This window comes from Herbaspirillum sp. SJZ107, assembly GCF_006715485.1.
Lineage (GTDB): Bacteria > Pseudomonadota > Gammaproteobacteria > Burkholderiales > Burkholderiaceae_D > Telluria.
In genome coordinates, this window is record NZ_VFNH01000002.1 from 1696024 (window position 1) to 1718446 (window position 22423).

17 protein-coding genes, 9 tRNA genes and 1 pseudogene are annotated in these 22423 nt (G+C 67.0%); 12 read left to right on the forward strand and 15 right to left on the reverse strand.

What is annotated here, in order from left to right; all coding sequences use genetic code 11:
• The first annotated feature begins 207 nt into the window (after positions 1–207).
• The 9 genes from gltX to FBX97_RS17390 all read left to right on the forward strand — a co-directional run bounded on the left by gltX (position 208) and on the right by FBX97_RS17390 (position 2609).
• Positions 208–1605 carry a glutamate--tRNA ligase gene (gene gltX, locus FBX97_RS17350; RefSeq protein ID WP_141833865.1) on the forward strand — a complete coding sequence of 466 codons (1398 nt, stop codon included), beginning with the start codon at positions 208–210 and terminating at the stop codon, positions 1603–1605.
• Positions 1606–1668: 63 nt separating this feature from the next.
• Positions 1669–1744, forward strand: a tRNA-Ala gene (locus tag FBX97_RS17355).
• A gap of 53 nt (positions 1745–1797) precedes the next feature.
• Positions 1798–1873: transfer RNA gene (locus FBX97_RS17360), tRNA-Glu, on the forward strand.
• A gap of 63 nt (positions 1874–1936) precedes the next feature.
• Positions 1937–2012: transfer RNA gene (locus tag FBX97_RS17365), tRNA-Ala, on the forward strand.
• Positions 2013–2042: 30 nt separating this feature from the next.
• A tRNA-Glu gene (locus FBX97_RS17370) sits at positions 2043–2118 on the forward strand.
• A gap of 64 nt (positions 2119–2182) precedes the next feature.
• A tRNA-Glu gene (locus FBX97_RS17375) sits at positions 2183–2258 on the forward strand.
• 72 nt (positions 2259–2330) lie between these two features.
• Positions 2331–2406, forward strand: a tRNA-Ala gene (locus FBX97_RS17380).
• Between the two features lie 26 nt (positions 2407–2432).
• A tRNA-Glu gene (locus tag FBX97_RS17385) sits at positions 2433–2508 on the forward strand.
• Positions 2509–2533: 25 nt separating this feature from the next.
• Positions 2534–2609 (forward strand) — tRNA-Glu (locus FBX97_RS17390).
• Positions 2610–2667: 58 nt separating this feature from the next.
• Here FBX97_RS17390 and FBX97_RS30195 read toward each other — a convergent pair.
• The 4 genes and pseudogenes from FBX97_RS30195 to FBX97_RS17405 all read right to left on the reverse strand — a co-directional run bounded on the left by FBX97_RS30195 (position 2668) and on the right by FBX97_RS17405 (position 5845).
• Positions 2668–2922: a hypothetical protein gene (locus FBX97_RS30195; RefSeq protein ID WP_255517505.1), complete on the reverse strand. Its 255-nt coding sequence runs from the start codon at positions 2920–2922 to the stop codon at positions 2668–2670.
• Positions 2923–3034: 112 nt separating this feature from the next.
• Positions 3035–3535, reverse strand: a pseudogene (locus FBX97_RS30200) (S8 family serine peptidase); the annotation flags it as partial.
• Between the two features lie 840 nt (positions 3536–4375).
• The gene (locus tag FBX97_RS17400; RefSeq protein WP_255517506.1) at positions 4376–4660 is read right to left on the reverse strand and encodes a hypothetical protein; all 285 of its coding nucleotides are present in this window, start codon (positions 4658–4660) and stop codon (positions 4376–4378) included.
• A gap of 69 nt (positions 4661–4729) precedes the next feature.
• Positions 4730–5845 (reverse strand): hypothetical protein, encoded by a 1116-nt coding sequence (locus tag FBX97_RS17405; protein WP_185748621.1) that lies wholly within the window; start codon positions 5843–5845, stop codon positions 4730–4732.
• 375 nt (positions 5846–6220) lie between these two features.
• Between FBX97_RS17405 and earP the strand changes: the two genes are divergently transcribed.
• Positions 6221–7405, forward strand: a complete 1185-nt coding sequence (gene earP / locus FBX97_RS17410) for an elongation factor P maturation arginine rhamnosyltransferase EarP (protein WP_141833868.1) — start codon at positions 6221–6223, stop codon at positions 7403–7405.
• 65 nt (positions 7406–7470) lie between these two features.
• Complete coding sequence (locus FBX97_RS17415; protein WP_141833871.1) at positions 7471–8046, forward strand: elongation factor P; 576 nt, start codon at positions 7471–7473, stop codon at positions 8044–8046.
• Positions 8047–8125: 79 nt separating this feature from the next.
• Here the strand turns inward: FBX97_RS17415 and FBX97_RS17420 are convergent, their stop codons facing one another.
• Positions 8126–9292 carry an acyltransferase gene (locus tag FBX97_RS17420; protein WP_141833874.1) on the reverse strand — a complete coding sequence of 389 codons (1167 nt, stop codon included), beginning with the start codon at positions 9290–9292 and terminating at the stop codon, positions 8126–8128.
• Positions 9293–9427: 135 nt separating this feature from the next.
• On the opposite strand from FBX97_RS17420, the gene FBX97_RS17425 reads away from it, so the two are divergent.
• A complete protein-coding gene (locus tag FBX97_RS17425) occupies positions 9428–11026 on the forward strand; it encodes an amidase (RefSeq protein WP_141833877.1) in 1599 nt (532 codons plus the stop codon).
• On the opposite strand, the gene FBX97_RS17430 is transcribed toward FBX97_RS17425, so the two are convergent.
• From FBX97_RS17430 to FBX97_RS17475, 10 genes are all read right to left on the reverse strand, one after another.
• Positions 11023–11514, reverse strand: a complete 492-nt coding sequence (locus tag FBX97_RS17430) for a TssQ family T6SS-associated lipoprotein (protein WP_255517507.1) — start codon at positions 11512–11514, stop codon at positions 11023–11025. The genes FBX97_RS17425 and FBX97_RS17430 overlap by 4 nt on opposite strands.
• A 17-nt stretch (positions 11515–11531) precedes the next feature.
• Positions 11532–13100 carry a PEGA domain-containing protein gene (locus tag FBX97_RS17435; protein ID WP_141833880.1) on the reverse strand — a complete coding sequence of 523 codons (1569 nt, stop codon included), beginning with the start codon at positions 13098–13100 and terminating at the stop codon, positions 11532–11534.
• A 114-nt stretch (positions 13101–13214) separates the two neighbouring features.
• A complete protein-coding gene (gene dbpA, locus FBX97_RS17440) occupies positions 13215–14636 on the reverse strand; it encodes an ATP-dependent RNA helicase DbpA (RefSeq protein ID WP_141833883.1) in 1422 nt (473 codons plus the stop codon).
• Positions 14637–14661: 25 nt separating this feature from the next.
• Positions 14662–14901 carry a hypothetical protein gene (locus tag FBX97_RS17445; RefSeq protein WP_141833886.1) on the reverse strand — a complete coding sequence of 80 codons (240 nt, stop codon included), beginning with the start codon at positions 14899–14901 and terminating at the stop codon, positions 14662–14664.
• A 74-nt stretch (positions 14902–14975) separates the two neighbouring features.
• Positions 14976–15052 (reverse strand) — tRNA-Met (locus FBX97_RS17450).
• 65 nt (positions 15053–15117) lie between these two features.
• A complete protein-coding gene (locus FBX97_RS17455; protein ID WP_141833889.1) occupies positions 15118–16248 on the reverse strand; it encodes a class I SAM-dependent methyltransferase in 1131 nt (376 codons plus the stop codon).
• Positions 16249–16268: 20 nt separating this feature from the next.
• Complete coding sequence (locus FBX97_RS17460; RefSeq protein ID WP_141833892.1) at positions 16269–16481, reverse strand: hypothetical protein; 213 nt, start codon at positions 16479–16481, stop codon at positions 16269–16271.
• A gap of 87 nt (positions 16482–16568) precedes the next feature.
• On the reverse strand, positions 16569–17270 hold the full coding sequence (locus FBX97_RS17465; protein ID WP_141833895.1) for a YjjG family noncanonical pyrimidine nucleotidase: 702 nt from the start codon (positions 17268–17270) through the stop codon (positions 16569–16571).
• A gap of 17 nt (positions 17271–17287) precedes the next feature.
• Positions 17288–21046, reverse strand: coding sequence for an AAA family ATPase (locus FBX97_RS17470; protein ID WP_141833898.1), 3759 nt, complete (start codon positions 21044–21046; stop codon positions 17288–17290).
• Positions 21043–22308 carry an exonuclease SbcCD subunit D C-terminal domain-containing protein gene (locus tag FBX97_RS17475; protein ID WP_141833902.1) on the reverse strand — a complete coding sequence of 422 codons (1266 nt, stop codon included), beginning with the start codon at positions 22306–22308 and terminating at the stop codon, positions 21043–21045. Before FBX97_RS17475 ends, FBX97_RS17470 begins: the two co-directional genes overlap by 4 nt.
• Between the last annotated feature and the right edge of the window lie 115 nt (positions 22309–22423).

The following is a 22423-nucleotide window of genomic DNA, read 5'->3' on the forward strand; positions in this document are numbered from 1 at the left end:
GGAGGGCGAATTGCGGAAAAAGAGGCAGAACTTTATCTAAACTTTAAGTTTCTGTAAAGTAATTATTGAAATTAACGATTTGCCATTCGAACTATGCCGACAGCGCTACGCCAGCCAGATGGCAAGGCTGTAAAATAGCTGCTTTCTCATTCATCCGACGTCGCTCCGCCGTGTTTCGCGCGAGGGCGTCGTCATTTTACTTTTATCATGACCGTCCGTACCCGTTTCGCTCCCAGCCCGACCGGCTATCTCCACCTCGGCGGCGCCCGCACCGCGCTGTATTCGTGGGCCTATGCGCGCCACTTCGGCGGCACCTTCATCCTGCGTATCGAAGACACCGACCTGGAGCGTTCGACCCCGGAAGCGGTGCAGGCCATCCTGGACGGCATGCAGTGGCTGGGTCTGAGCCACGACGAAGGTCCGTTCTACCAGATGCAGCGCATGGACCGCTACCGCGAGGTGGTGGAGGGCATGCTGGAAGCCGGCACCGCCTATCTGTGCTACTGCTCGCCGGAAGAAGTCGAGGCGATGCGCGAACGCATGCGCGCTGCCGGCGAAAAGCCGCGCTATGACGGCACCTGGCGTCCGGAACCGGGCAAGGTGCTCCCGGAAGTCCCGGCGGGCGTGAAGCCGGTCGTGCGTTTCAAGAACCCGCTCGATGGCGAAGTCACCTGGAACGACGTGGTCAAGGGTCCGATCACGATCGCCAACAAGGAACTCGACGATCTGATCATCGCGCGTCCGGACGGTACCCCGACCTACAACTTCTGCGTGTCGGTCGACGACTGGGACATGAAGATCACCCACGTGCTGCGCGGCGACGACCACGTGAACAATACGCCGCGCCAGATCAACATCCTGCGCGCGCTCGGCGCCGAACTGCCGCAGTACGGCCACCTGCCGATGATCCTGGGGCCGGATGGCCAGAAACTGTCCAAGCGCCACGGCGCGGTCAGCGTGATGCAGTATCCGGAGCAGGGCTTCCTGCCGGAAGCGATGCTCAACTATCTCGCACGCCTGGGCTGGAGCCACGGCGACGACGAGATCTTCTCGATGGAGCAATTCACCGAGTGGTTCAACCTCGAGCACCTGACCGCGTCGGCGGCCCAGTTCAACCCGGAAAAGCTGGCGTGGCTGAACAATCACTATATCAAGCAGGCCGACAACGAACGCCTGGCCGAACTGGCGCGTCCGAAGATGGCAGGCGCGGTCTTCGAAGGCGCGCCGCCGCTGGCCAGCGTGCTGGCGCTGATGAAGGAGCGCACCAACACCATCAATGAACTGGCCGATGCGGCGATGCTGTTCTACCGCACGCCGGATCCCGCGAACGCGGAATATCAGGCGCTGCTGGCGCAGCACCTGACCGATGCCGTGCGTCCGGCCCTGGCCCAGTTCGCGGAAAAGCTCGCGAGCGTGGAATGGACCAAGCCGGCCCTGTCGGCCATGATGAAGGAAGTGCTGGCCGCGAACGGCCTGAAGATGCCGCAGCTGGCCATGCCGCTGCGCCTGCTCGTCACCGGCCAGTTGCAGACGCCGGCAATCGACGCCGTGCTGGAGCTGTTCGGCCGCGAGGTCGTAGTGGCACGCGTACAAAAAGGGCTGTGACTCTTTTCAAGCTATTTGCGTAATGCAAGTCTATCCCCTATAATGCTCGCACTTCAGCGCTGCGGGGGTATAGCTCAGCTGGGAGAGCGCTTGCATGGCATGCAAGAGGTCAGCGGTTCGATCCCGCTTACCTCCACCACGTTCTGAAGTGTGCAGTAAATGGCAGGTAACAGGTAGTATCGGTAGTCCAGGGTCCCCATCGTCTAGAGGCCTAGGACATCACCCTTTCACGGTGAGTACCGGGGTTCGAATCCCCGTGGGGACGCCAGTGTTGTGAAAACGGCGCTGCATGAAGTAAAAACAGTATGTTATGATACTGTCTCTCTGAAACGGGGGTATAGCTCAGCTGGGAGAGCGCTTGCATGGCATGCAAGAGGTCAGCGGTTCGATCCCGCTTACCTCCACCAAGTTTCAGAAGGTAGTCGTAGCAGTCCAGGGTCCCCATCGTCTAGAGGCCTAGGACATCACCCTTTCACGGTGAGTACCGGGGTTCGAATCCCCGTGGGGACGCCAAGATTTTGGTAGTAGTCAGATGCCGCCACCCAGCGAGCGGTATCGATGCAGTACACAGTTTTAGGTCCCCATCGTCTAGAGGCCTAGGACATCACCCTTTCACGGTGAGTACCGGGGTTCGAATCCCCGTGGGGACGCCAGACACGCAACGCAAGGAGCCGCCTTGAAGCGGCTTTTTTATTGATGCAGTTGTCGGGTCATGAGAAGTTTTGGGGGGTATAGCTCAGCTGGGAGAGCGCTTGCATGGCATGCAAGAGGTCAGCGGTTCGATCCCGCTTACCTCCACCAAGTTGGCAGTAAATCGGTAGTTCAGGGTCCCCATCGTCTAGAGGCCTAGGACATCACCCTTTCACGGTGAGTACCGGGGTTCGAATCCCCGTGGGGACGCCAGGAATTTGCAGTAATACAGTTTTAGGTCCCCATCGTCTAGAGGCCTAGGACATCACCCTTTCACGGTGAGTACCGGGGTTCGAATCCCCGTGGGGACGCCAGTCAAAACCGGAGCAGACCAACGCGCATGCGCGTCGAGGTGCTCCGGTTTTTCATTTTCTACCAGCCAAAACCGAAGGGCATGACCGGCCCTGTCCTCTGCTGCGCACCCATCGCCATCTCCGGCATGGCGGCCGGCGCCATCGGCATCGTTCCCATCAGCGAACCCAGCATCGACTGGAAGGCTTGCTGGTTCACGCCCGGCGCCAGGCCCAGTGCGACCAGTGCATCCGGCATCCCGTAGCCGATCCGCGCCGGTGCCGCCTGGCTGACACGGCGCGCGCTCATGCGGATCAGGCGGAACAGCTGTTCCACCCGCTCGGCCGAGCGCATCCGGGCCGAAGCAGCTGAACCTGGCCGTGAAAAAGCCCTGGGCGTCGACGTCCGGGTGGATGGTCTCGACGTGGTAGCTGTCGCGCGGGAACTCGTCGATCTTGCCGACGGCCGCCACCGCCAGCACGTAGGGCGAGGCTGCCGGATACTGCACCGGCCCGCCGGAATTGCCGGCCGCGGCGATGCAGGCGACGCCGGCCCGCCGCGCGCGCAGGATCTGCTGCTCCAGCGCGGGCGAGGGCCCGGTGCCGCCGAGGCTGAGGTTGACCACGTCGATCTGGTGTTCGATGCAGTATTCGAGCGCCTGGATCAGCTGGCTGATCTGGCCGCCGGGGAACAGCTTGCAGACGTGGATCTCGGCGTCGGGCACGAAGCCGCGGATGCCGAACGCCGGATCGTAGCCGGCGATCACGCCGGCGCAGTGCGAACCGTGGCCGAGCTGGTCCTGGTTCCAGGTCTCGTAATTGTCCTTGATGACGTCGAAGCCGGCGCGGATGCGGCTGAGGTCGGCATGCGTGGTGGCGGCGCCGGAGTCGATCATGGCGACCCGGATCCCCTGGCCGCGGAACGAGGGCGGCACCTGGTCCAGGCGCATCGCGCGCGCCCCAGCAGACCGTGCTGCGGCCCGGGAAGCCCGGCATCTGCGGCCAGTCGGAGAGCGCCTGCAGCCCGACCACGTTCGGCTCGCCGGGTGCCAGGTCGGGATCGCGCTGGTAAAAGCTCCAGTAGTCGGCGCGCGGCTTCACGTACAGGCCGGTGACCGTGTGCGGCGAGTCGCCGTGCACCGTGAGCGTGAGCCGGCCCTGGTCGTCGGTCAGGCCGGCGGCCGGCAGCAGGCCACCGAACAGCGAAACTTCGGCGCCCCCCAGCGGCACGCCGTCCTTGCCCAGCACCACCAGGTCGATGTCGAAGTGCGGGCCGTCGTAGGCGGCGAAGGAATTCACCAGGGTAGGGTGGCGCGGCACCGGGTCGAGCAGGTGCAGGTGCTGGTCGCGTTCGACCACCAGCCGGCCCTGGGCTTGCTGCAGCAGGGCGCGCGCCTTGTCGTCGGTCATGCGCGCGACCAGGGTTCCGCCCGGGTTGCCGTTGCTCATGCCGGATTCCATCAGGCCGATGCTGCGGGTGCTGGCCGTGCCCACCGTGCCCACCACCTCGATGTCCGGCGCGGCGCGCAGGGCCTGTTCGACTGACTGCAGCGTGAGGGGCTGGACGCCGGGCGAGCCCAGCGCGAAGGGGCTGAGGCCAAACGGACTCAGGCCTTCCGGCGCCGGCTGCGGCGTGACCAGGAAGCGTTTCTTGCGCTCGCCCACGCGCCGTCCCGGCGGATCGCCGGCGACCGGGATCGGCGCCCCTTCCGTGCCATTGGGCCCGTCCGGCTGCCCGCCGTTTGGTATTTTGGCCATGTCTGTTCCTTTCGGATCGATGCGGCGCCGCGCTAGTCGAACAGCGACAGCGGACGGTCCGGTTCGATCATCAATTGGTTGGAAGTGCGGAACGCTTGTTCGAGCCGCTCCGCCGTCGCGGCATCGGTTTCCACCACCGCGGTGTGCGGTTGCGCCTTTGGCCCGATGGTGTCGAGCAGCCGTACGGCGGCGTCGGCTCGCAGGCTGGCGATGAAGGCGGCGAGCGCCGGACCATCGTCGACGGCGCGGATGATGTAGCGGCTGGTTTCAGCTGCGGTTGGCATGCGGATCTCCTCCTCGATCGGGTCGTTGCGCATCGGGTTTGCCGATGCGCCTTCAGTGCGACGTCGATGCCGCAAAATCAACGCGGCGGCGTCGAGATGCCGTCAATGCACGGTATTGCCCTGTGCCGACGGGGTGGTGTAGACCGGATACTGCCCCGGCTGCAGCTGCTGGCCCTGCTGCTGGGCGAGTCGCTGCAGCTGGTAGGGGTCGACCGAGAAGGGCAGCATGCCGCCCAGTTGCGAAGCGATGCCGCCGATGGTGCTGCCCAGTTGCTGGTTGCCGGCGATGCCGCCGATCAAGCCGCCCAGGGGCCGGCCGAGCTGGCTGATGGCATTGCCGAACCAGCCCTGCGGTGCCAGCTGGCCCGGCTGGCCCTGCTGCCCCTGCAGTGCCTGCTGCTGGGCCTGCTGTTGGGCCTGCTGTTGGGCCAGCTGCTGCATCTGGTAGGGATCGACCGAGAACGGCAGCATGCCGCCCAGTTGCGAAGCGATGCCGCCGATGGTGTTGCCCAGTTGCTGGTTGCCGGCCAGGCCGCCGATGAAGCTGCCCACCGGCTGGCCGAACTGCGACAGTGCATTGCCGAACCAGCCCTGCGGCGCCATCTGGCCCTGGCCTGCCTGCTGCATGGTTTGCGGCTGCTGTTGTGCCTGCTGCGGCTGCTGTTGCTGGGCGAGCTGCTGCAGCTGTTGCTGGATCTGCTGCTGGATCTGGTGCAGCTGCTGCAGTTGCTGGACCAGCGCCTGCACCTGCGGATGCTGCTGGAACTGTTGCTGCGGGCCGGCCGAGAACGGCAGCATGCCGCCCAGTTGCGAAGCGATGCCGCCGATGGTGCTGCCCAGCTGCTGGTTGCCGGCGATGCCGCCGATCAAGCCGCCCAAGGGCCGGCCGAACTGGCTGATGGCATTGCCGAACCAGCCTTGCGGGCTGAGCTGGCCTTGCCCCTGCTGCAGTTGCTGCAGTTGCTGCAGCTGTTGCTGCTGTTGCAGTTGCTGGTAGGGGTCGGCCGACAGCGGCAGGAAGCCGCCGCCGATGCCGCCGGCTGCCTGGCCGATCTGGCTGCCCAGCTGGGCATTGCCGAACAGGCCGCCAATGCCACGGCCGATCAGTCCACCGAGCGGCGCGCCCAGCACGCTGCCGAAGAACCCCTGCGGCGCGAGTTCCGGTTGAAATTGTTGTCCTGCCTGCTGTCCAACGCCGAGCTGCTGAAATTCATTCATGACCAACTCCTTGTCTGGATGCGGCCGCCGCACATCGGCTCCGATGCCGGCGGACGCGTACGATGAAAAAGACCGCCGCGGTGGAGGGTTCCCGACGCGGCGACACCGGCGGAGACCACCTGAGCGGTCCGCTTTTCTACAGGTGGCTGTTGGATAGGGTGACCCCGATGAAGTTTGTGGCCGGGTACGCAATTCATCCCGGTTATTTCGTGCTTTGCGATGGCGCATAGTGCGCCGGGATTGCACCGTTTGCTGGCGTCGATTCACCAGGTTGGTGCGCCTGCCAGGATCGGGGAATGGCGAGCAGTCTTTTGAACCCATGAAAGCCGCTACAATGGCGCCCTCACTCTCTATATTAGCTGCCCCGTTCCGAGCATGTCCCGACACCCCGACCCACCGATTTCGCTGGCCATTTTCTGCAAAGTGGTCGACAACTATGGCGACATCGGCATCTGCTGGCGCCTGGCGCGCCAGTTCCAGGCCGAACATGGCATCGCGGTGACGCTCTGGGTCGACGACCTGCGCAGTTTCCGGCGCATCTGCCCGGCGGTGGCCCCGGAAGCCGCCGAGCAGGTGGTCGAGGGCGTGCAGGTACGCCACTGGCAGGGCCAGGAAGGCAGCTTCACGGCGGCCGACGTGCCCGACATCGTGATCGAATTCTTCGGTGTCGAGATTCCGCCCGGCTATGTGGCTGCGATGGCGCGGCGCGAACCGCGCCCGGTCTGGATCAACTACGAAGGCCTGAGCGCGGAAGCCTGGGTCGAGGGTTGCCACAGGCTGCCCTCGATGCACCCGCGCCTGAAGCTGACCAAGCATTTCTTTTTCCCGGGATTCACCTCCAGCACCGGCGGCCTGCTGCGCGAGGAGGGGCTGCTCGACGTGCGCGACCGCTTCCAGGCCGACCCGGCGGCGCAGGCGGCCTTCCTTGCCGGCCTGGGCGTCACCGACGGCGAGATGGCTGCGTTCAGGGCCAGCCTGTTCTGCTATCCGCACGCACCGGTGGCACAGTTGTTCGAGGCCTGGCGCCAGGGCGAGCGCGAGGTGCTGTGCCTGGTGCCGGACGGCGTTGCGCGCGACCAGGTCGGCGCCTTCCTGGGCACCGAGCCGCATCCGGGCAGCGTTGCCACGCGCGGCCGGCTGACGGTGCGCGTGGTGCCCTTCATGCCGCAGCACGACTACGACCGCCTGTTATGGGCATGCGACCTGAATCTGGTGCGTGGCGAAGACTCCTGGGTGCGCGCGCAATGGGCCGGCAGACCCTTCGTTTGGCACATTTATCCGCAAGATGAAAACTTGCATCATGTTAAACTCCGTGCTTTCCTGGAAAAATACACCGGAGACGCTGGACATCTCGACAGCCTGACCGACTTTTCGCTGCACTGGAACGGTGCCGTCGAGGGCGGGCAGGAGGGGCGCGCGGCCGATTGGCCGGCGCTGTGGAGGTCCCTGCAAGCCGAACTGCCGACGCTGTCGGCCCGCGCCAGCATCTGGCAGGGCCTGATGTTGGCGAACGGCGACTTGGTGAGCAATCTGCTGAATTTCACCCGGTCGCTCCGGTAGGCGGCGGGTAAGGATCATGGTATGATGCTCGATTACTGCAACTCATTTTTTATCCAAAAATTTCTATGAAACCCGCAAAAGAAATCCGTGTTGGCAACATCATCATGGTCGATGAAAAGCCGTTTATCGTGCTGCGCTCCGACGTCAACGGCTCGAGCCGCACGGGCTTCACCTACAAGTGGAAGATGAAGAATCTTCTGACCAACGCCCCGCTGGAAAACGTGTTCCGCGGCGACGACAAGTTCGACGTCGTCGTGCTGGACAAGAAGCCGGTGACCTACTCGTACTTCGCCGATCCGCTGTATGTCTTCATGGATGAAGAGTACAACCAGTACGAGATCGAAGAAGAAAACATGGGCGAAGCCATCAACTACCTGAAAGACGGTATGGAATGCGAAGCCGTGTTCTACGACGGCAAGGCAATCTCGGTCGAACTGCCGATCACCATCGCTCGCCAGATCGTCTACACCGAGCCGGCCGTCAAGGGCAACACTTCGGGCAACGTGCTGAAGGAAGCCAAGATCGAAAACGCGATCGAAGGCAAGCAGTTCACCATTTCGGTGCCGCTGTTCGTCAACCAGGACGACACCATCGAGATCGACACCCGTACCGCCGAGTACAAGCGCGTGGTTCGCAACTGAGTCGAATCGCTGCTTACGAAAAAACGCTGCCCCAGGGGCAGCGTTTTTTTTTGCGTTCGCGCCCGCCCGGGCACGCCACTCATGCCAGGGGCTTCGACGGCAGGGCCGGCGCCGCCGCCTTGCCCATGTAGCGCCGCGTCAGCCACTGGCGCACCGGGATGTCGTAATACTTCAGGCAGGCATGGGCCAGCAGCACGCACAGCAGCAGGGTCGCCAGCGCGACCGGGGCGCCGTCGCGCAGCGTCACCTTATGGGTGACGACCCAGGCCGTGTAGGCGTACACGAAAGGGTAATGGGTTATATATAGCGGGTAGGAAATCCCGCCCAGGAAGTTGCACATGCGGGCGACCGGACCCGCGTGCACGCTGCCGCTCGCGCCCAGGTACACGACCAGGGGGAACACGGCGATGATGCAGACCGATTCGTACAGGCCATTCATCCATACCGCCTGTTCGCCGCCGAAGCGCGGCATGGCCAGCGCCGCCACGACGATCGCGCTGCTCAGCAGGAAAGCGTGACGGACCCGGCCGACCCTGACGATGCGCGACAGCAGCAGGCCGGCAAAGAACGGATACAGCAGGCGGGTCAGGCCGAGCCGGACCTGGGCCGGATCGAGCGACCAGCCGCCGATCACGTCGCCCTGCGGGCCGGCCACGCAGTGATGCACCAGCGCACAGCCGGCCAGGAACACGCACAGGCCCAGCGCCACCCTGGAAAACCTGCGCACCAACAGGGCGTACAGCAGGTTGCCCACATATTCATAGAACAGCGACCACGCCGGGCCGTTCAGCGGATGCATTTCGCCCCAGCCGCGCACGTCCAGTGCCGCGCCGACCGGCAGTAGCGTCATGCCGATGAACATCAGCGCCAGCATCAGCCATAGCGGCGTGTCCTGGATTTTCGGAAACGGCACACCCTGCTGGAAGTAGAACAGCGCGGCGCCGACCAGCATCGCGACCACGATCATCGGGTGCAGGCGGATCAGGCGCCGCTTGCAGAATTCGCCGACCGTCATGCTGCGCCAGCGGTCGTCGTAGGCGTAGCCGATGACGAAACCGGACAGCAGGAAAAAGAAATCGACCGCCAAGTAGCCGTGGTTGATGATCTGGACGAAGCGGCTGGCGGCATGCGCTTCGAACAAGTGGAAGGCCACTACCATCAGGGCGGCGACGCCGCGCAGGCCGTCGAGGATCGGATAGTGGCGTTTGCTGTCTGCAAAACTGGTGGACGCAGTCTGGGTGGTCATGGGCAGGGAAGTGTGGGAACGTTTCCACATTCTGCATGACAAAATATTCATTCGCAACAAAACGGACACGCATTAATTCGTGTTGCATAGGCAACTTTACTGCTATTCTTGATTTTATTTGACGCGGAGAATGGCATGGATCGCAGGGATTTCGTTCGACTCGGTGTGGCTGCCGGTGCAGCTGCCGGTGTGGCCCAACTGGCTTCGGCTGCTGCCAACGGCAGTACGGCCGGCAGTGCCATCCTCGAGGCGGGCGTGCAGGAACAACAGGCGCAGATGGCGGCCGGCAAGCTGAGCTCGAAAGCCCTGGTGCAGCAATATCTGGCCCGCATCGCGGCCATCGACAAGGCTGGTCCGACGCTCCGCGCCGTGATCGAGCTGAATCCTGATGCGCTGGCGATTGCCGAATCGCTGGACCGCGAGCGCAAGGCCGGCAAAGTGCGCGGACCGCTGCACGGCATCCCGGTGCTGATCAAGGACAATATCGCGACCGCGGACAAGATGAGCACTAGCGCCGGGTCGCTGGCGCTGGACGGCGTACGCGCCAGCAAGGATGCCTACGTCGCGCAAAAGCTGCGCGAGGCCGGCGCTGTCATCCTCGGCAAGACCAACCTGTCCGAATGGGCCAACATGCGCTCGACCCATTCGGTCAGCGGCTGGAGCGGACGCGGCGGCCAGACCCGCAATCCGTATGCGCTCGACCGCAACACCAGCGGTTCCAGCTCCGGCTCGGGCGCGGCGATGGCGGCCAGCCTGGCGACGCTGGCGATCGGCACCGAAACCGACGGCTCGATCGTGTCGCCGGCTTCGACCTGCGGCATCGTCGGCATCAAGCCGACCCTGGGCCTGGTCAGCCGCAGCGGCATCATCCCGATCGCGCATTCGCAGGACACGGCCGGCCCGATGACGCGCAGCGTGGCAGACGCCGCGCTGCTCTTGAGCGCCCTGTGCGGCGTCGACACGGCCGACGAGGCCACCGGCGCCAGCCGCGGCAAGTCCGCCGACTATGCCCGGGCCCTGCGCAAGGATGGCCTGCAGGGCAAGCGCATCGGCGTGGCGCGCAATTTCTTCGGCAGCGCCACGGCGATCGACGCCCTGATCGAGAAGGAGCTGGCGGTGCTGAAGGCGCAGGGCGCGATCCTGGTCGACGTGCAGGTGCCGAACACCGACAAGTACAACGACAGCGAACTCGAGGTGCTGCTGGGCGAATTCCGCCCCGACCTCGAAGCCTACTTGGCAGCTTATGCCGCCCATGCGCCGGTCAAGACCATGGCCGACGTCATTGCCTTCAATGAAAAGAACGCGGCGCGCGAGCTGCAGCACTTCGGCCAGGAACACCTGGTCGCGGCCCAGGCCAAGCCGGGCCTGCAGGACAAGGCTTACCGCGAAGCGCTGGCCAACAACCGCCGCTATGCGCGTGAAGAGGGGATCGACAAGATCATGCGCGAGGAAAAGCTGGATGCATTGGTGGCGCCCACCGGCGGCGTGGCCTGGCTGACCGACTACATCAACGGCGACCACTACGGCGGCAGCTTCTCGTCGCCGGCGGCGGTGGCGGGCTATCCGCACGTGACGGTGCCGGCCGGCTACGTGCACGGCTTGCCGGTCGGCCTGTCCTTCGTCGGCGGCGCCTGGAGCGAGGCGACGCTGATCGGGATGGCGTATGCCTACGAGCAGGCGACGCTGCACCGCCGGGCGCCGGCTTTCCCGGCGTCCGTCAACGTCAAGGCTTAATCGGCAGCCTGCTTGGCCTTGGTGAACACCGGGCCCCACAGCGGGTGGCCGTGTTCGCCGGGTGCCAGGTCGAACGAGGGATCGAGGCGCAAGGCCTTGTCGAAGGCCTGGCGGCACTGGGCCGGGCGCGCCGTCACGCAATAGCTGAAGGCGGTGTACTTGAGCGCGCTCAGGCGCGTCGCCAGCGGACCGTTGTTCAGGTCGCGCGCGCCCAGGCGCCTGATGGCGCCGTTGTAATCGCCTTCGTCGTACATGCGGATGCCTTCGCGCAGGCCGTCGCTTTCCTTCGGCCCGTCGTCGCGCTCGCGCTCGCGGCTGCGTTCCTTGGGACGTGCCGGCTGGTTGGGCGAGCGGTCGATCACGGTGACGGCTTTCGGGTGGCTGCCATTGCGGGCCGGCTTGCTGTCGAAGATCGGGTACTCGGCGCAGCCGCTCGCCAAAACGGCGAGCAGGGCGGCGGCCGGCAGTGTGCGTGTGAGTGTAGTCATGGGCATCATGCGCGCTTTCATTCTGCGGCGCTGAAGTCGACGACGATGCGGCCGTCGCCGGCGGACGTGTCGACCTCGAGCACGCGTTCCTGGAAATTCGGATTGGTCACGCGGACCGTGTGGCGTCCCGGCGGCAACTGCAGGCGCTTGATCGGCGGGCTGACGCCGCGGTCGACGCCGTCCACGTAGACGGTGCCCCAGGGCTGGATTTGCAGCTGGTAGGTGGCGCTGGCGTTGGGGTTGGGGTTGGCTGTGCCGGCCGCGGCCGGGGCCGTGGCGCCGGTGCCGGCCGGCATTGCCGGTAGCGGCCGCGCAGGGAGGATGCCCGGCGTTGCGGCCGGTGCGACACCTGCAGCTGCCGGCGGCTGTGCAGGCAGGGCGTTCGGGTCCTGCGCTGAAGTGGATGGGGCGGGCTGGACGGCCGGGTTGGTTGCCGGTGGCGCAGGCGCAGTCGTGGCGTCCGCCGCGGCGGCGGGAACGTTGGCCTCTGCAGGGGCCTGGGGGACGGCCTGGTCCTGCGGTGCAGCCGGCGCAGGCTGCTCATGTGGGGCCTTGTTGGGCAGCAGAGCATAGCCGGCGAGGACCATGGCCGCCAGGAGCGCGACGATGGGCCAGCGCGGCCGGCGGACCGGAGCCGCGGCCTGGGTGCCGGGGTGGGGCTGGGCGGGCGGCGCGGCGGGCGCCGCTGCCGCAGGTGCTGCCGCAGTCGCTGCAGTCGCCGCAGCCGTGCTGCTGGTGTTCGTTGCAGGCCTTTCGCTGCCTTTGCCGTCCGCGCTGGCGCGCAGCGCGTGGGCGGGGATGGCGGCTTCCGTTGGTTTCGGCTGGATATGCGGCTGCGGCATCGGGGCCGGCTTCGTCACCGGCGCGGGTTCGGTCACCGGAACAGGCTCAGCCACCGGGGCCGGTTCAGCCATCGGGACTGGTTCGGCCACCGGGAGCGGTTCAGGCAACGGGGGCGGCTCAGTCACCGCGGCCGGCTCAGCTGCCGGCGGGGATGGTTCCACCACGGGCGCCGGTTCTATCACCGGGACCGGTTCAGCAACCGCGGCTGGCTCAGCAACCGCGGCCGGCTCAGCCGGCGGGTCCGCCAGCTCCGACAAGGGCGGCGGCGGCGGCAGCGGCGCCGACCCCGGCGGCACGATGCCGAGGATGTCGCGCAGTTCCGCGACGGTTTGCGGGCGCTGCGCCGGATCGGGATCCATGCAGCGGTCGACTGCCGCGAGCAGGGTCTCGCTGTAGCCGTCGAGGCCGCGGCCGCGCAGCGGGCCGCTCGGCAGCAGTTCCTGCGTGATCGCGTAATGGATCAGCCTGGCGAGTGCAGCGAGGTCGTCGGCTTCGCTGGGCGCGGGATCGCTGGCGATCGACGGCAGCAGCAGCGGCTGGCCATTCTGGTGGAACACGACGGTGTCGGCAGTGATGACGCGATGCGGCATCTCCATCGCGTACTGGCGTTCGAGGGCCTGCAGCAGCTGGCGGAAGAGTTTGCGGCACCAGGCTTCGGTCACTTCGCCGTGCGCATGCTCGACGATGTCCCTGACGCTGCGGCCTTCCGTCCTCTCTTGCCCGGTTGTTGTTGAGCTGATCATTTTACTAATGCTCCTTTAGCAAAATGATGCCAGAACTGCTGAGCTGCCGCCCGGAAATCATTTCAACCGTGCGCGGCTTTTACAGTTGTTACAAATTCCGGGTCATGATCCTGCTCAGACCTCGATGAAACGCATCTTGAAATTGCGGCCTTTGACGCTGCCGTAGTCGGGGCCGAGCGGGTTGTTGGCGTTCAGGCGCTGGTAGGCCTGGTGCGCCACACTGCGTTCGATGGCAACGTAGCTCATGAATTCGAGGATGTTGATCTTGCCGACCTGTTCCTTGGTCAGGCCGGCATCCTTGGCCAGCGCGCCCATCAGGTCGCCCGGACGCAGCTTGTCCTTCTTGCCGCCGGCGAAGCACAGCGTGACCATCGGCGCCAGCGCGGCCAGTTCGTCGGCGGGGACGTCGACGTCGTCGAGTTCGGCCAGCGGATGCCACTCGGCGGACTGGCCCTGCAGGTCTTCGATCAGGCGCACGAAGCGTTTTTCGTTGGGCGCGGACAGGGTCACCGCCAGGCCGGTCTCGCCGGCACGGCCGGTGCGGCCGACGCGGTGCACGTGCACTTCCGGGTCCTTGGAGACGTCGACGTTCAGCACCAGTTCCAGCCCGGCGACGTCGATGCCGCGCGCGGCGACGTCGGTGGCCACCAGGACCGAGCAGCTGCGGTTGGCGAACAGCACCAGGGTCTCGTCGCGCTCGCGCTGTTCCAGTTCGCCGTACAGCGCCAGCGCCGCAAAGCCTTTGCCGCGCAGGTAGTCGACCACTTCGCGGCAGCGCGCCTTGGTGTTGCAGAAGGCGATCGCCGAGCCCGGGCGGATATGGCGCAGCACGCGCGCCGCCGCTTCTTCGCGGCCCTCGAAGCCGATTTCGTAGAAGCGCTGCTCGATCTGGGCCGGTACGTGGCGCGTTTCGACCGCGACTTCTTCCGGATTGTTCAGGAACAGCGCGGTGGCTTCGCGGATGTCGTCGGGGTAGGTGGCCGAGAACAGCAGGGTCTGGCGGCGCGCCGGGCATTCGCGCACGATGGCCGCGATCTCGTCGTAGAAGCCCATGTCGGTCATGCGGTCGGCCTCGTCCAGCACCAGTGTGCGCAGGCGCGCCAGGTCGAGGGTCTTGCGCTGCAGGTGGTCGCGGATGCGGCCCGGCGTGCCGACCACGATGTGGGCGCCGAATTCGAGCGTGGCGATCTGCGGGCGCATCGGGATGCCGCCGGTGAGCGTCACGATCTTGACGTTACCGATGCCGCGCGCCAGCCGGCGCAGTTCGTTCGCGACCTGGTCGGCCAGCTCGCGCGTCGGGCACATCACCATGCCCTGCACCGCGAACAGCGTCGGGTTCAGGCCCAGCAGCATGCCGATGCCGAAGGCGGCGGTCTTGCCGCTGCCGGTCTTGGCCTGGGCGATCAGGTCGCGTCCGGCCAGCGCCAGGGGCAGGGTGGATGCCTGCACCGGCGTCATCTGGGTATAGCCGAGCTGGGTCAGGTTGGCCAGGAAGCGCGGATCGAGCTGGAGGGAGGAGAATGCGGTATCGGTCATGGCATGAACCGCGGGTGCGGCTGGATTAGGTATCCGGTTGCCAGATCGGCAGGCCGGTGAGGTCAAGATTCGGGTCGCGCTGCCACACGGGCAGGCCGCTGGCGTCGGTTTCTTCGAGCAGCGAAATCTGCTCCTGCTTGAGCGCGATCCGGCGCGGGCGCGGACCACCGCGCTTCGGCTCGGGAGGAAGGACAACGGCATCGTCCTGGCCCGCCGGTTCGAAACCCGGCAAATCGAAGGTCGCGTTGTCTTTCTTGTCTCTCATGCGCTCTGTACTGCTAACGGCTCGCTCAAAAAACAAAGCCCAACTACAAGAGTCGGGCTCGTTTTAAAGAATTCTGGTTGCGGGGACAGGATTTGAACCTGTGACCTTCGGGTTATGAGCCCGACGAGCTGCCAGACTGCTCCACCCCGCGTCTGAGAACGCTATTGTATAACAATCGACCTGACGGTGCAAATCGAGTTTCCGCACTGATCATCGTCACGCCACACGCAGGCGCCACAAGGACGTCACCTCACGCATGCGCGCCGCCGCCAGCGGGTCGTCGGCATCGCTGGCCTTCGGATGGGTCGGGCGCACGTCGTGGCGGCCCGCCACTTCCAGGCCCGCGTCGGTGATCCACGCCAGCAACTGCTCGCGCGAACGCAGACCCAGGTGCTCGGCCAGGTCGGACAGGATCAGCCAGCCTTCGCCGTGCGCTAGCAGATGGTCTTTCAAGCCGGCCAGGAAACCCTTCAGCATGCTGCTGTCCGGATCGTAGATCGCATATTCGATCGCCGAACTCGGCTTGCCGGGCAGCCAGGGCGGGTTGCAGACCACCAGGCCGGCGCGGCCTTCCGGATACAGATCGGCCTGTACCACCTCGACCTGGTCGCTCAGGCTAAGGCGTTCGATGTTGGCGCGGGCGCAGCCGAGCGCGCGCTCGTCCATGTCGGTGGCGATCACGCCCTGCAGGCCGCGGTGGGCCAGCACCGCCGACAGTACGCCGGTGCCGGCGCCGATGTCGAAGGCGAGCGTCGCCTGCGCGGGCAGGGGCGCCTGCGCGACCAGCTCCACGTATTCGCCGCGTACCGGCGAGAACACGCCGTACCAGGGGTGGATGCGCTCGTCCAGCGCCGGGATGAACACGCCCTTGCGCCGCCACTCGTGGGCGCCGATCAGGCCCAGCAGCTCGCGCAGCGACGCCACGAAGGGTTCGCTGCCTGCGCCATAGGCTTCGTTGCAGGCCTGCTTGACGTCGGGCGCGCGCCGCAGCGGGATCGTGTAATCGGCGTCGAACGGGATCAGCAGCATGGCCAGCAGGCGCGCGCGCTGCAGCTGGGCCAGGCGATGGCGGTGGAACTGTTCGGTCAGTGTGGCGGCCGGTTTCGGCGCTTTGCGCTTGTTGCGGTCGCTCTTCTGGTCGAGCCGGCGCACCAGCGCCTGCAGCAGCTGGCGCGCATTCTGGAAGTCGCCGCGCCACAGCAGGCCGGTGCCGTCCAGCGCCAGCCGGTAGGCGGTATCGGCGTTCATGGTGTCGTCGGCCAGCACGATTTTCTTCGGCGCCGGCCAGCCGCTTTCCGAGCGCCAGACTGCCGCGCACTCTTCGCCGTTTTCAATCCACTGGATCATCTGCGCACTCAATTCGGCGCTCAATGGTGATGGTGCCAGTGCAGGTCGTTCGACTCGATGAAGGATTTGACCGCCTCCGGATTGCCGGTGGCGTGGCGCTTGATTTCGCCGCAATCGCAGATGCCCTGGTAGGGCTGGATGTGCGAGCAGGCCGAGACTTTCTGCAGCTGGACCTTGACCGGCTTGGCGCACTTGGCGCACTTGAAGGTCAGGAAGCGGGCGGGTTTGGACATGATGGATCCGAAAAAAGAAGATGCTGGAAAGGCGCGCATTTTAGCACCGGCACGCGGGGTGCCGGCGCAGCCGCAGTCGGACTTCCGTCAGGCTGCCGCCAGGCTGCGCAGCGCCGGGACCACGTCGTGCAGCGTATGCACTTCGCAGGTCGGCACCGCTGCCGACGCGTTGGCCAGCCGGTCCGGATTGAACCAGCAGCTCTCGATGCCGAAGCGGTTGGCGCCGAGGATGTCGGCATCCAGGCGGTCGCCGACGATGATGGTTTCGTGCGACGCAAAGGCGCGCGCCATCGCCGTCGTGTACGCGAAGAAGCGGCTGTCCGGCTTGGCATGGCCGCAGGCTTCCGAGGTCGCGACAAAGGAGATGTGCTCGCCCAGGCCGGAACTGGCGATGCGCCGCTTCTGGATATGCTCGACCCCGTTGGTGATGATGCCGACCTCGCCGATGGCGGCCAGCGTCGCGCACAGGCGCACGGCGCCGTCGATCAGCACCACGGTATTCGACAGCGATTCCAGGTACAGCCGGCTGGCCGCTTCCGGATCGAGGTCGAGGCCGTGCTGGGCAAAGGCCTTGCGGAAGCGCTCCACTTTCAGGAAATCCTTCGACACCGCGCCGCTCTCGAAGCTTTTCCAGAGGGCCAGGTTGATCGCCTGGTAGTCGGCGAACAGGGCGTCGATGTCGCCGCGCATGCCGAGTTCCCCCAGCGTGAGGGCGAACGAGCGCTGCTCGGACGCCTTGAAGTCGAGCAGGGTGTCGTCGAGGTCGAACAGGAAGAGGGTGTGTTTCATATTTGCTGTACTGTAACTCATTGAACTGTAATCGAGCTGCTGCCGCCACCACCGGGCCGCACCATGACCTTGGTCGCGATCCGCTCCGTCATTTCCTGCACGTGCGAAATCACGCCCACCTTGCGGCCCATCGATTGCAGCGCGTCCAGCGCATCCATGGCCACGCCCAGCGTGTCGCTGTCCAGGCTGCCGAAACCTTCGTCGATGAACAGCGATTCGACCTTGACCCGGTTCGAGGACAGCGAGGCCAGGCCCAGCGCCAGCGCCAGCGACACCAGGAAGGATTCGCCGCCGGACAGCGAGTTGACCGAGCGCACCTCGCCGCCCATGTCCTGGTCGCGCACCATCAGCGCCAGCGAAGGGCCGCTGCCGTTGGCGACGCGTTCCAGGCGGTAGCGCCGCGCCAGCTGGGCCAGGTGCTGGTTGGCGTAGCCGAGCAGCACGTCGAGCGTGAATTGCTGGGCGTAGTTGCGGAATTTCTTGCCGTCGGCGGACCCGATCAGGTCGGCCAGCCTGGCCCAGCGTTCCTCGATGGCGCGCTGGCGCTCGATCTCGGCCATCATCGAACGGGCGCGCTCGCGGCGGGCGTCGTCTTCGCGGATGCGCAGCGCCAGCGCCGCGGCGGTCTCGTGGACCGTGCGCCTTTCCTGCTCGGCCGCGGCCAGGTCCTGGGCCACGCCGGCGGCATCGCGGCTGGCCGCGTCGGGCGGCGCCAATTCCTGGTGCTGCTGGCGCTGCATGCGCCTTTCGGCCAGCACGGCCGCCGCCTGGCGTGCCTGGGAATCCAGTTCGCCCAAGGCGGTGCGCTCCTGCGCGATCCAGGCATTACCGACCGCCAGCAGCGCCGCCAGCGCCTGTTCGCTGTCGACCGGCTCCAGGTCCGGATCGTTGCCGTCGAAGTCTTCGAACCAGGCGTTCAGGCGGGCATTGGTGTCGCCCGAGGCATCCTGCAGTACGGCAATGCGTTCCTGTGTCTTGGCCTGAGCTTCGCGCACCCGGGCTTCGGATTGCGCCGCCTGCAGGCTCGCGGCCTGACCGGCGTTGACGCCTTCCCGCGCCGCCGCCACACCGGCGGCCAGCGCCTGTTCGACCTCGCGCGCGGCACGGCCGTCGAACAGTTGCGCGCGCTCGCGGCGCAGCGTCGACGATTCCAGTTCGATGCGCTCGAATTCCGCCTGCGCCTCGGCCAGCCGCCCCTGATCCTGCTGGACGCGCGCGCGCATGGCCGCATGTTCGGCCTCGAAGGTACTGATGGCGGATTCCAGGCGCGTCACGCGGGCGGCGCGCTCGGCCCATTCGCGGGCGGCGCCGGCGCGCTGCTGGCGCCAGCCGGCCGGGTCTTGCCGCCAGTCCGTCTGCCAGCCGGCGCCGCAGGCTTCCACCAGCACCGGATCGAGTTCGGCCAGCAGGCCGGCCAGGGTTTCCGCCGCGGCGTCGCGCTTGGCCGCCAGCGTGGCGATGTCGGTTTCGAGGCTGTTCAACTGGGCTTGCGCCGCCTGGGCCGCGTCGAGCAGGCGTGCCTGTTCGCGGTGGGTGCTGTCCCAGGCCTGCTGGGCAGCGTCGCGCGCCAGCTCGGCGCGGCGCAAGGCCTGCTCGCGGGCGTCGATGCCGGCGGCGCCGTCGCGCAGCAGGCCTTGCTGGGTCGTGAGCCAGGCGCCGCGGTCCTCGGCCTCCGGGGCTTCGCCGGCCAGCGGGCTGGCCGCCAGCTCTTCCTCGAGCTGGGCGATGGCATCCAGCATGCCGGTCCGTTCATCAAGCAATGCGCGCAGGCGCTCGGCGGCCGTGTCCAGCGCCGCCTGCTGCTGCGCCTGTTCGTTCAGGTTGTCGCGCTGTTCGCGGCGGCGTGCCGCCACTTCCTCCGCCATCTTGTCGAGCAGGGTGTGCAGGCGCACATCCTGGTGGCGGTAGGGGTGCTCTTCACTGCCGCACACGGGGCACGGCGTGCCGTGGCCGAGGCGGTCGCGCAAGCTTTCGACGCCGTCGGCGCAGGCCAGCTGGGCGGCTTCGAACATGCGCTCGGCCTGGGCCAGGGCGGCGTCGATGGCGCCGCCCGCGGTGCGTGCCGCTTCCAGCGCAGCGGCGGCGGCCGTTTGCGCGGCCTGCTGGCGTTCGGCCTGGACTTCGAGCTTGGCAGACTGCTTGTGCGCCGTGTCCAGGGCATTATGGATGGCGCCGAAGGCGGCCAGGCGCTCGCGCCGCGTTTCCAGCGCGCGCCGTTCGCCGCGCAGGGCGTCGGCGTCGATGCCGTCCAGCGCTTCGATTGCCTGTGCGCGCGTGGCTTCGCGTTCCTGCAGCAGCGTGGTCGCCGCGCCGAGGGCCGCGGCCGTGCGCTGGGCCGCGGCTTCGGCCTGATCGAGGCCGGTGCGGGCACGCGCCAGCGCGGCGGCGCTGGCGGTGTCCTGGGCGGCAGCCTGCTCGGCCTGCAGCAGGCGCTGTTCCCAGCGTTCCCACTGGGCCGCCAGGCCGTCGAGGTCGCGCCGCACCTCGAGCCAGGTGCGGGTGTCGGCCAGCGTGCGCCGGGCCTCGTCCAGCTCGGCCGTCTTGGCCGCCAGCACCTGGCCGGCCTGCCGGGCTTCGGCGGCAGCCGCGTCGAGCGTGCTGCGCGCCTTGGCATGAGCCGGGGCCAGCGTGGCGAGCGTGGCGTCGAGCGCCTTGGCGCGGTCGAGCAGGGGCGCCTGTTGGCGCTGGACCTGTTCGGCCGCTTCCAGCTTGCGCTCGGCGTCGATCTGGGCCTGCGCCGCGGCCTTTTGCGCATCGAGCGCGCGTGCCAGGTCCTTCTCGCCATTCTCGAGCGCGAGCTGGGCCTGGCGCTGTTCGCCGGCCAGGCGCTGCAGCTCGGCCACCAGTGCGCGCGCCGGCTGCACCGCATCCAGCGTCGCCAGATGGCGGCGGCGCTGGGCGGCGGCGTCGAGCGCCGTGGTGGCCGCGGCCAGCGCAGTGTCCGCCTGGGCTTCGCCCTGGGCCAGCTTGTCCAGCGCCTGGTACCAGCGCAGCTGCTGTTCGAGCGCGCTGCGGCGGGCGTCGACGGCAGTCAGCGCGGCTTGCGCCACCGTGTGTTCTTCGTCGAGCGTGCTGCGTTGCTCCGGTGCCAGCGGCGCCTGGTCCTGCAGGCGCCCGGCCAGGCGCCGCATCGCTTCCTGCTCGGTTCTCCAGCGCTCGAAGGCGCGGCGCGAGATCTCGCTGTAGACCGCGCTGCCGGTCAGGGTTTCGAGCAGTTCGCCGCGCTCGTTGTCGTCGGTGCGGAGAAACGCCGAGAACTCGTTCTGGGCCAGCAGGACCGAGCGCGTAAATTGTTCGAACGACAGGCCGATGCGCTTTTCGATCTCGGCCAGGGTCTCGGTCTTGGTATTGCCGAGCGGGGCCAGTTCCGGCAGCTTGTGCAGGCTCATGTTCACGCCCTGCAGCGCGCCGGTCGCCTTGTTGTAGGAGCGGCGCACGCTCCAGCGCGCGCGGTAGGCGATGCCGTCGTTGCCGATGAAGTCGACTTCGGCATAGCCCTCGGCCGCGCCGCGCCGCAGCAGGGTGCGGCGGTCGTGCGCCTGCACGGTGTCGGCGCCGACGTCGGGCACCTGGTTGCCGGCACGCGCCTTCAACAGGCGCGGGGTGGCGTCGTACAGGGCCAGGCACAGCGCGTCGAGCAGGGTGCTCTTGCCCGCGCCGGTGGGGCCGCTGATCGCGAACAGGCCGCTCGAGGCCAGCGGTTCGCTCTCGAAGTCGACCGCGAATTCGCCGGCCAGCGAGGCCAGGTTCTTGCCGCCGATGCGCAGGATCTTCATTTCCGCACCTCGCCCGCTTCTTCCGGCATCATCAGCTCGGCGAACGCGGCCAGCTGGTCATCCGGCGCATTGTCGCCGAAGCGCTGCTGCCACAGGCGGCGGAAGATCTCGTCCGGCTGCAGCGCCGCCAGCTGGTCCAGGGTCAGGGCCGCTTCGATGCCGGGCGCGGTTACCACGCGCCGGGTCGGCTCGATCTTGGCCAGGCGCACCGGCTTGCCCTGCAGGGCGGCTTCGACCTGGGCGCGCAGGCCCGGTTCCGGGCCGTCCAGCAGCACCCGCACTTCCAGGTAGGGCTGCTCGTGCGCGGGACGCTCGGGCAGGTCGAGTTCGACCAGCGCGGCGATCGCTTCCTTCAGCGGCGCCGGCGCGGCCGGGATCCGCAGCAGCTCGACCGCGCGCGGCACGGGCAAGGGCGTGATGGCGCGCGCCGCCGCGCCGTCGAGATCGATGCGCAGCACCTGGTGCTGGTAATTCACTTCCGAGAACGACAGCGGCAGCGGACTGCCGCTGTAGCGCAGGTGTTCCTGCTTGCCGACGCGCTGGGCCAGGTGCAGGTGGCCCAGCGCGGCATAGGCCAGGCCGGGATCGAACATCGAGGCCGGCAGCGCCTCGGTGCCGCCGATGACGATGCGGCGCTCGGAATCCGGCGAGGCATCGCCGCCGACCATGTGGCAGTGGCCCATCGCCAGGATCGCCTGGCCGGGCGTGCGGCGCGACGCGGCCAGCGCATAGGCTTGCCTGTAGAGCAGGGCGATGCCCTGCATGTAGGCGGCGTAGGGGTCGGCCGCTTCGCCCTCCGGCGCGGCGACGCGCGGCACGTCGCCGGGCCGCAGGAAGGGAATCGCCACGCACCAGGCTTGAATTTCTCCGTCGCGCCCGGTCAGCGGCACCAGCAGGCGCTCCAGGTCGAGCTCGCCGTCGGCGTTCTTCGCCATGTGGCCGACCACGCGCGTGCCGTGGGCGCTCAGCAGCGGTCCCGGCGCTTCAAGGCGGCCCGGCGAATCGTGGTTGCCGGCGATCACGACGATGTCGAGTTGCGGCAGGCGGGCGCGCGCCTGCTGCAGGAAATGGTACAGCTGGCGCTGCGAGGCCGCCGACGGATTCGCGTTGTCGAAGATGTCGCCCGCGATCAGCAGCGCATCGATGTCCTCGGCCACGAGGGTGTCGAGCAGCCAGTCGAGGAAGCGCTGGTGTTCCCAGGTCCGGTCGAAATTGTGCAGGGTCTGGCCGAGGTGCCAGTCGGAGGTGTGCAGCAGCCGCATGGGGTGGAAGGAACGAGTCTGGAGCGTGGATGAGCCGCTTACTATAGCGCAGACCGGAAGCGGCTGTAAAAAGTTGTCCGGCGAATGCGCGACAGTGTCAAAATGCTCATTACAA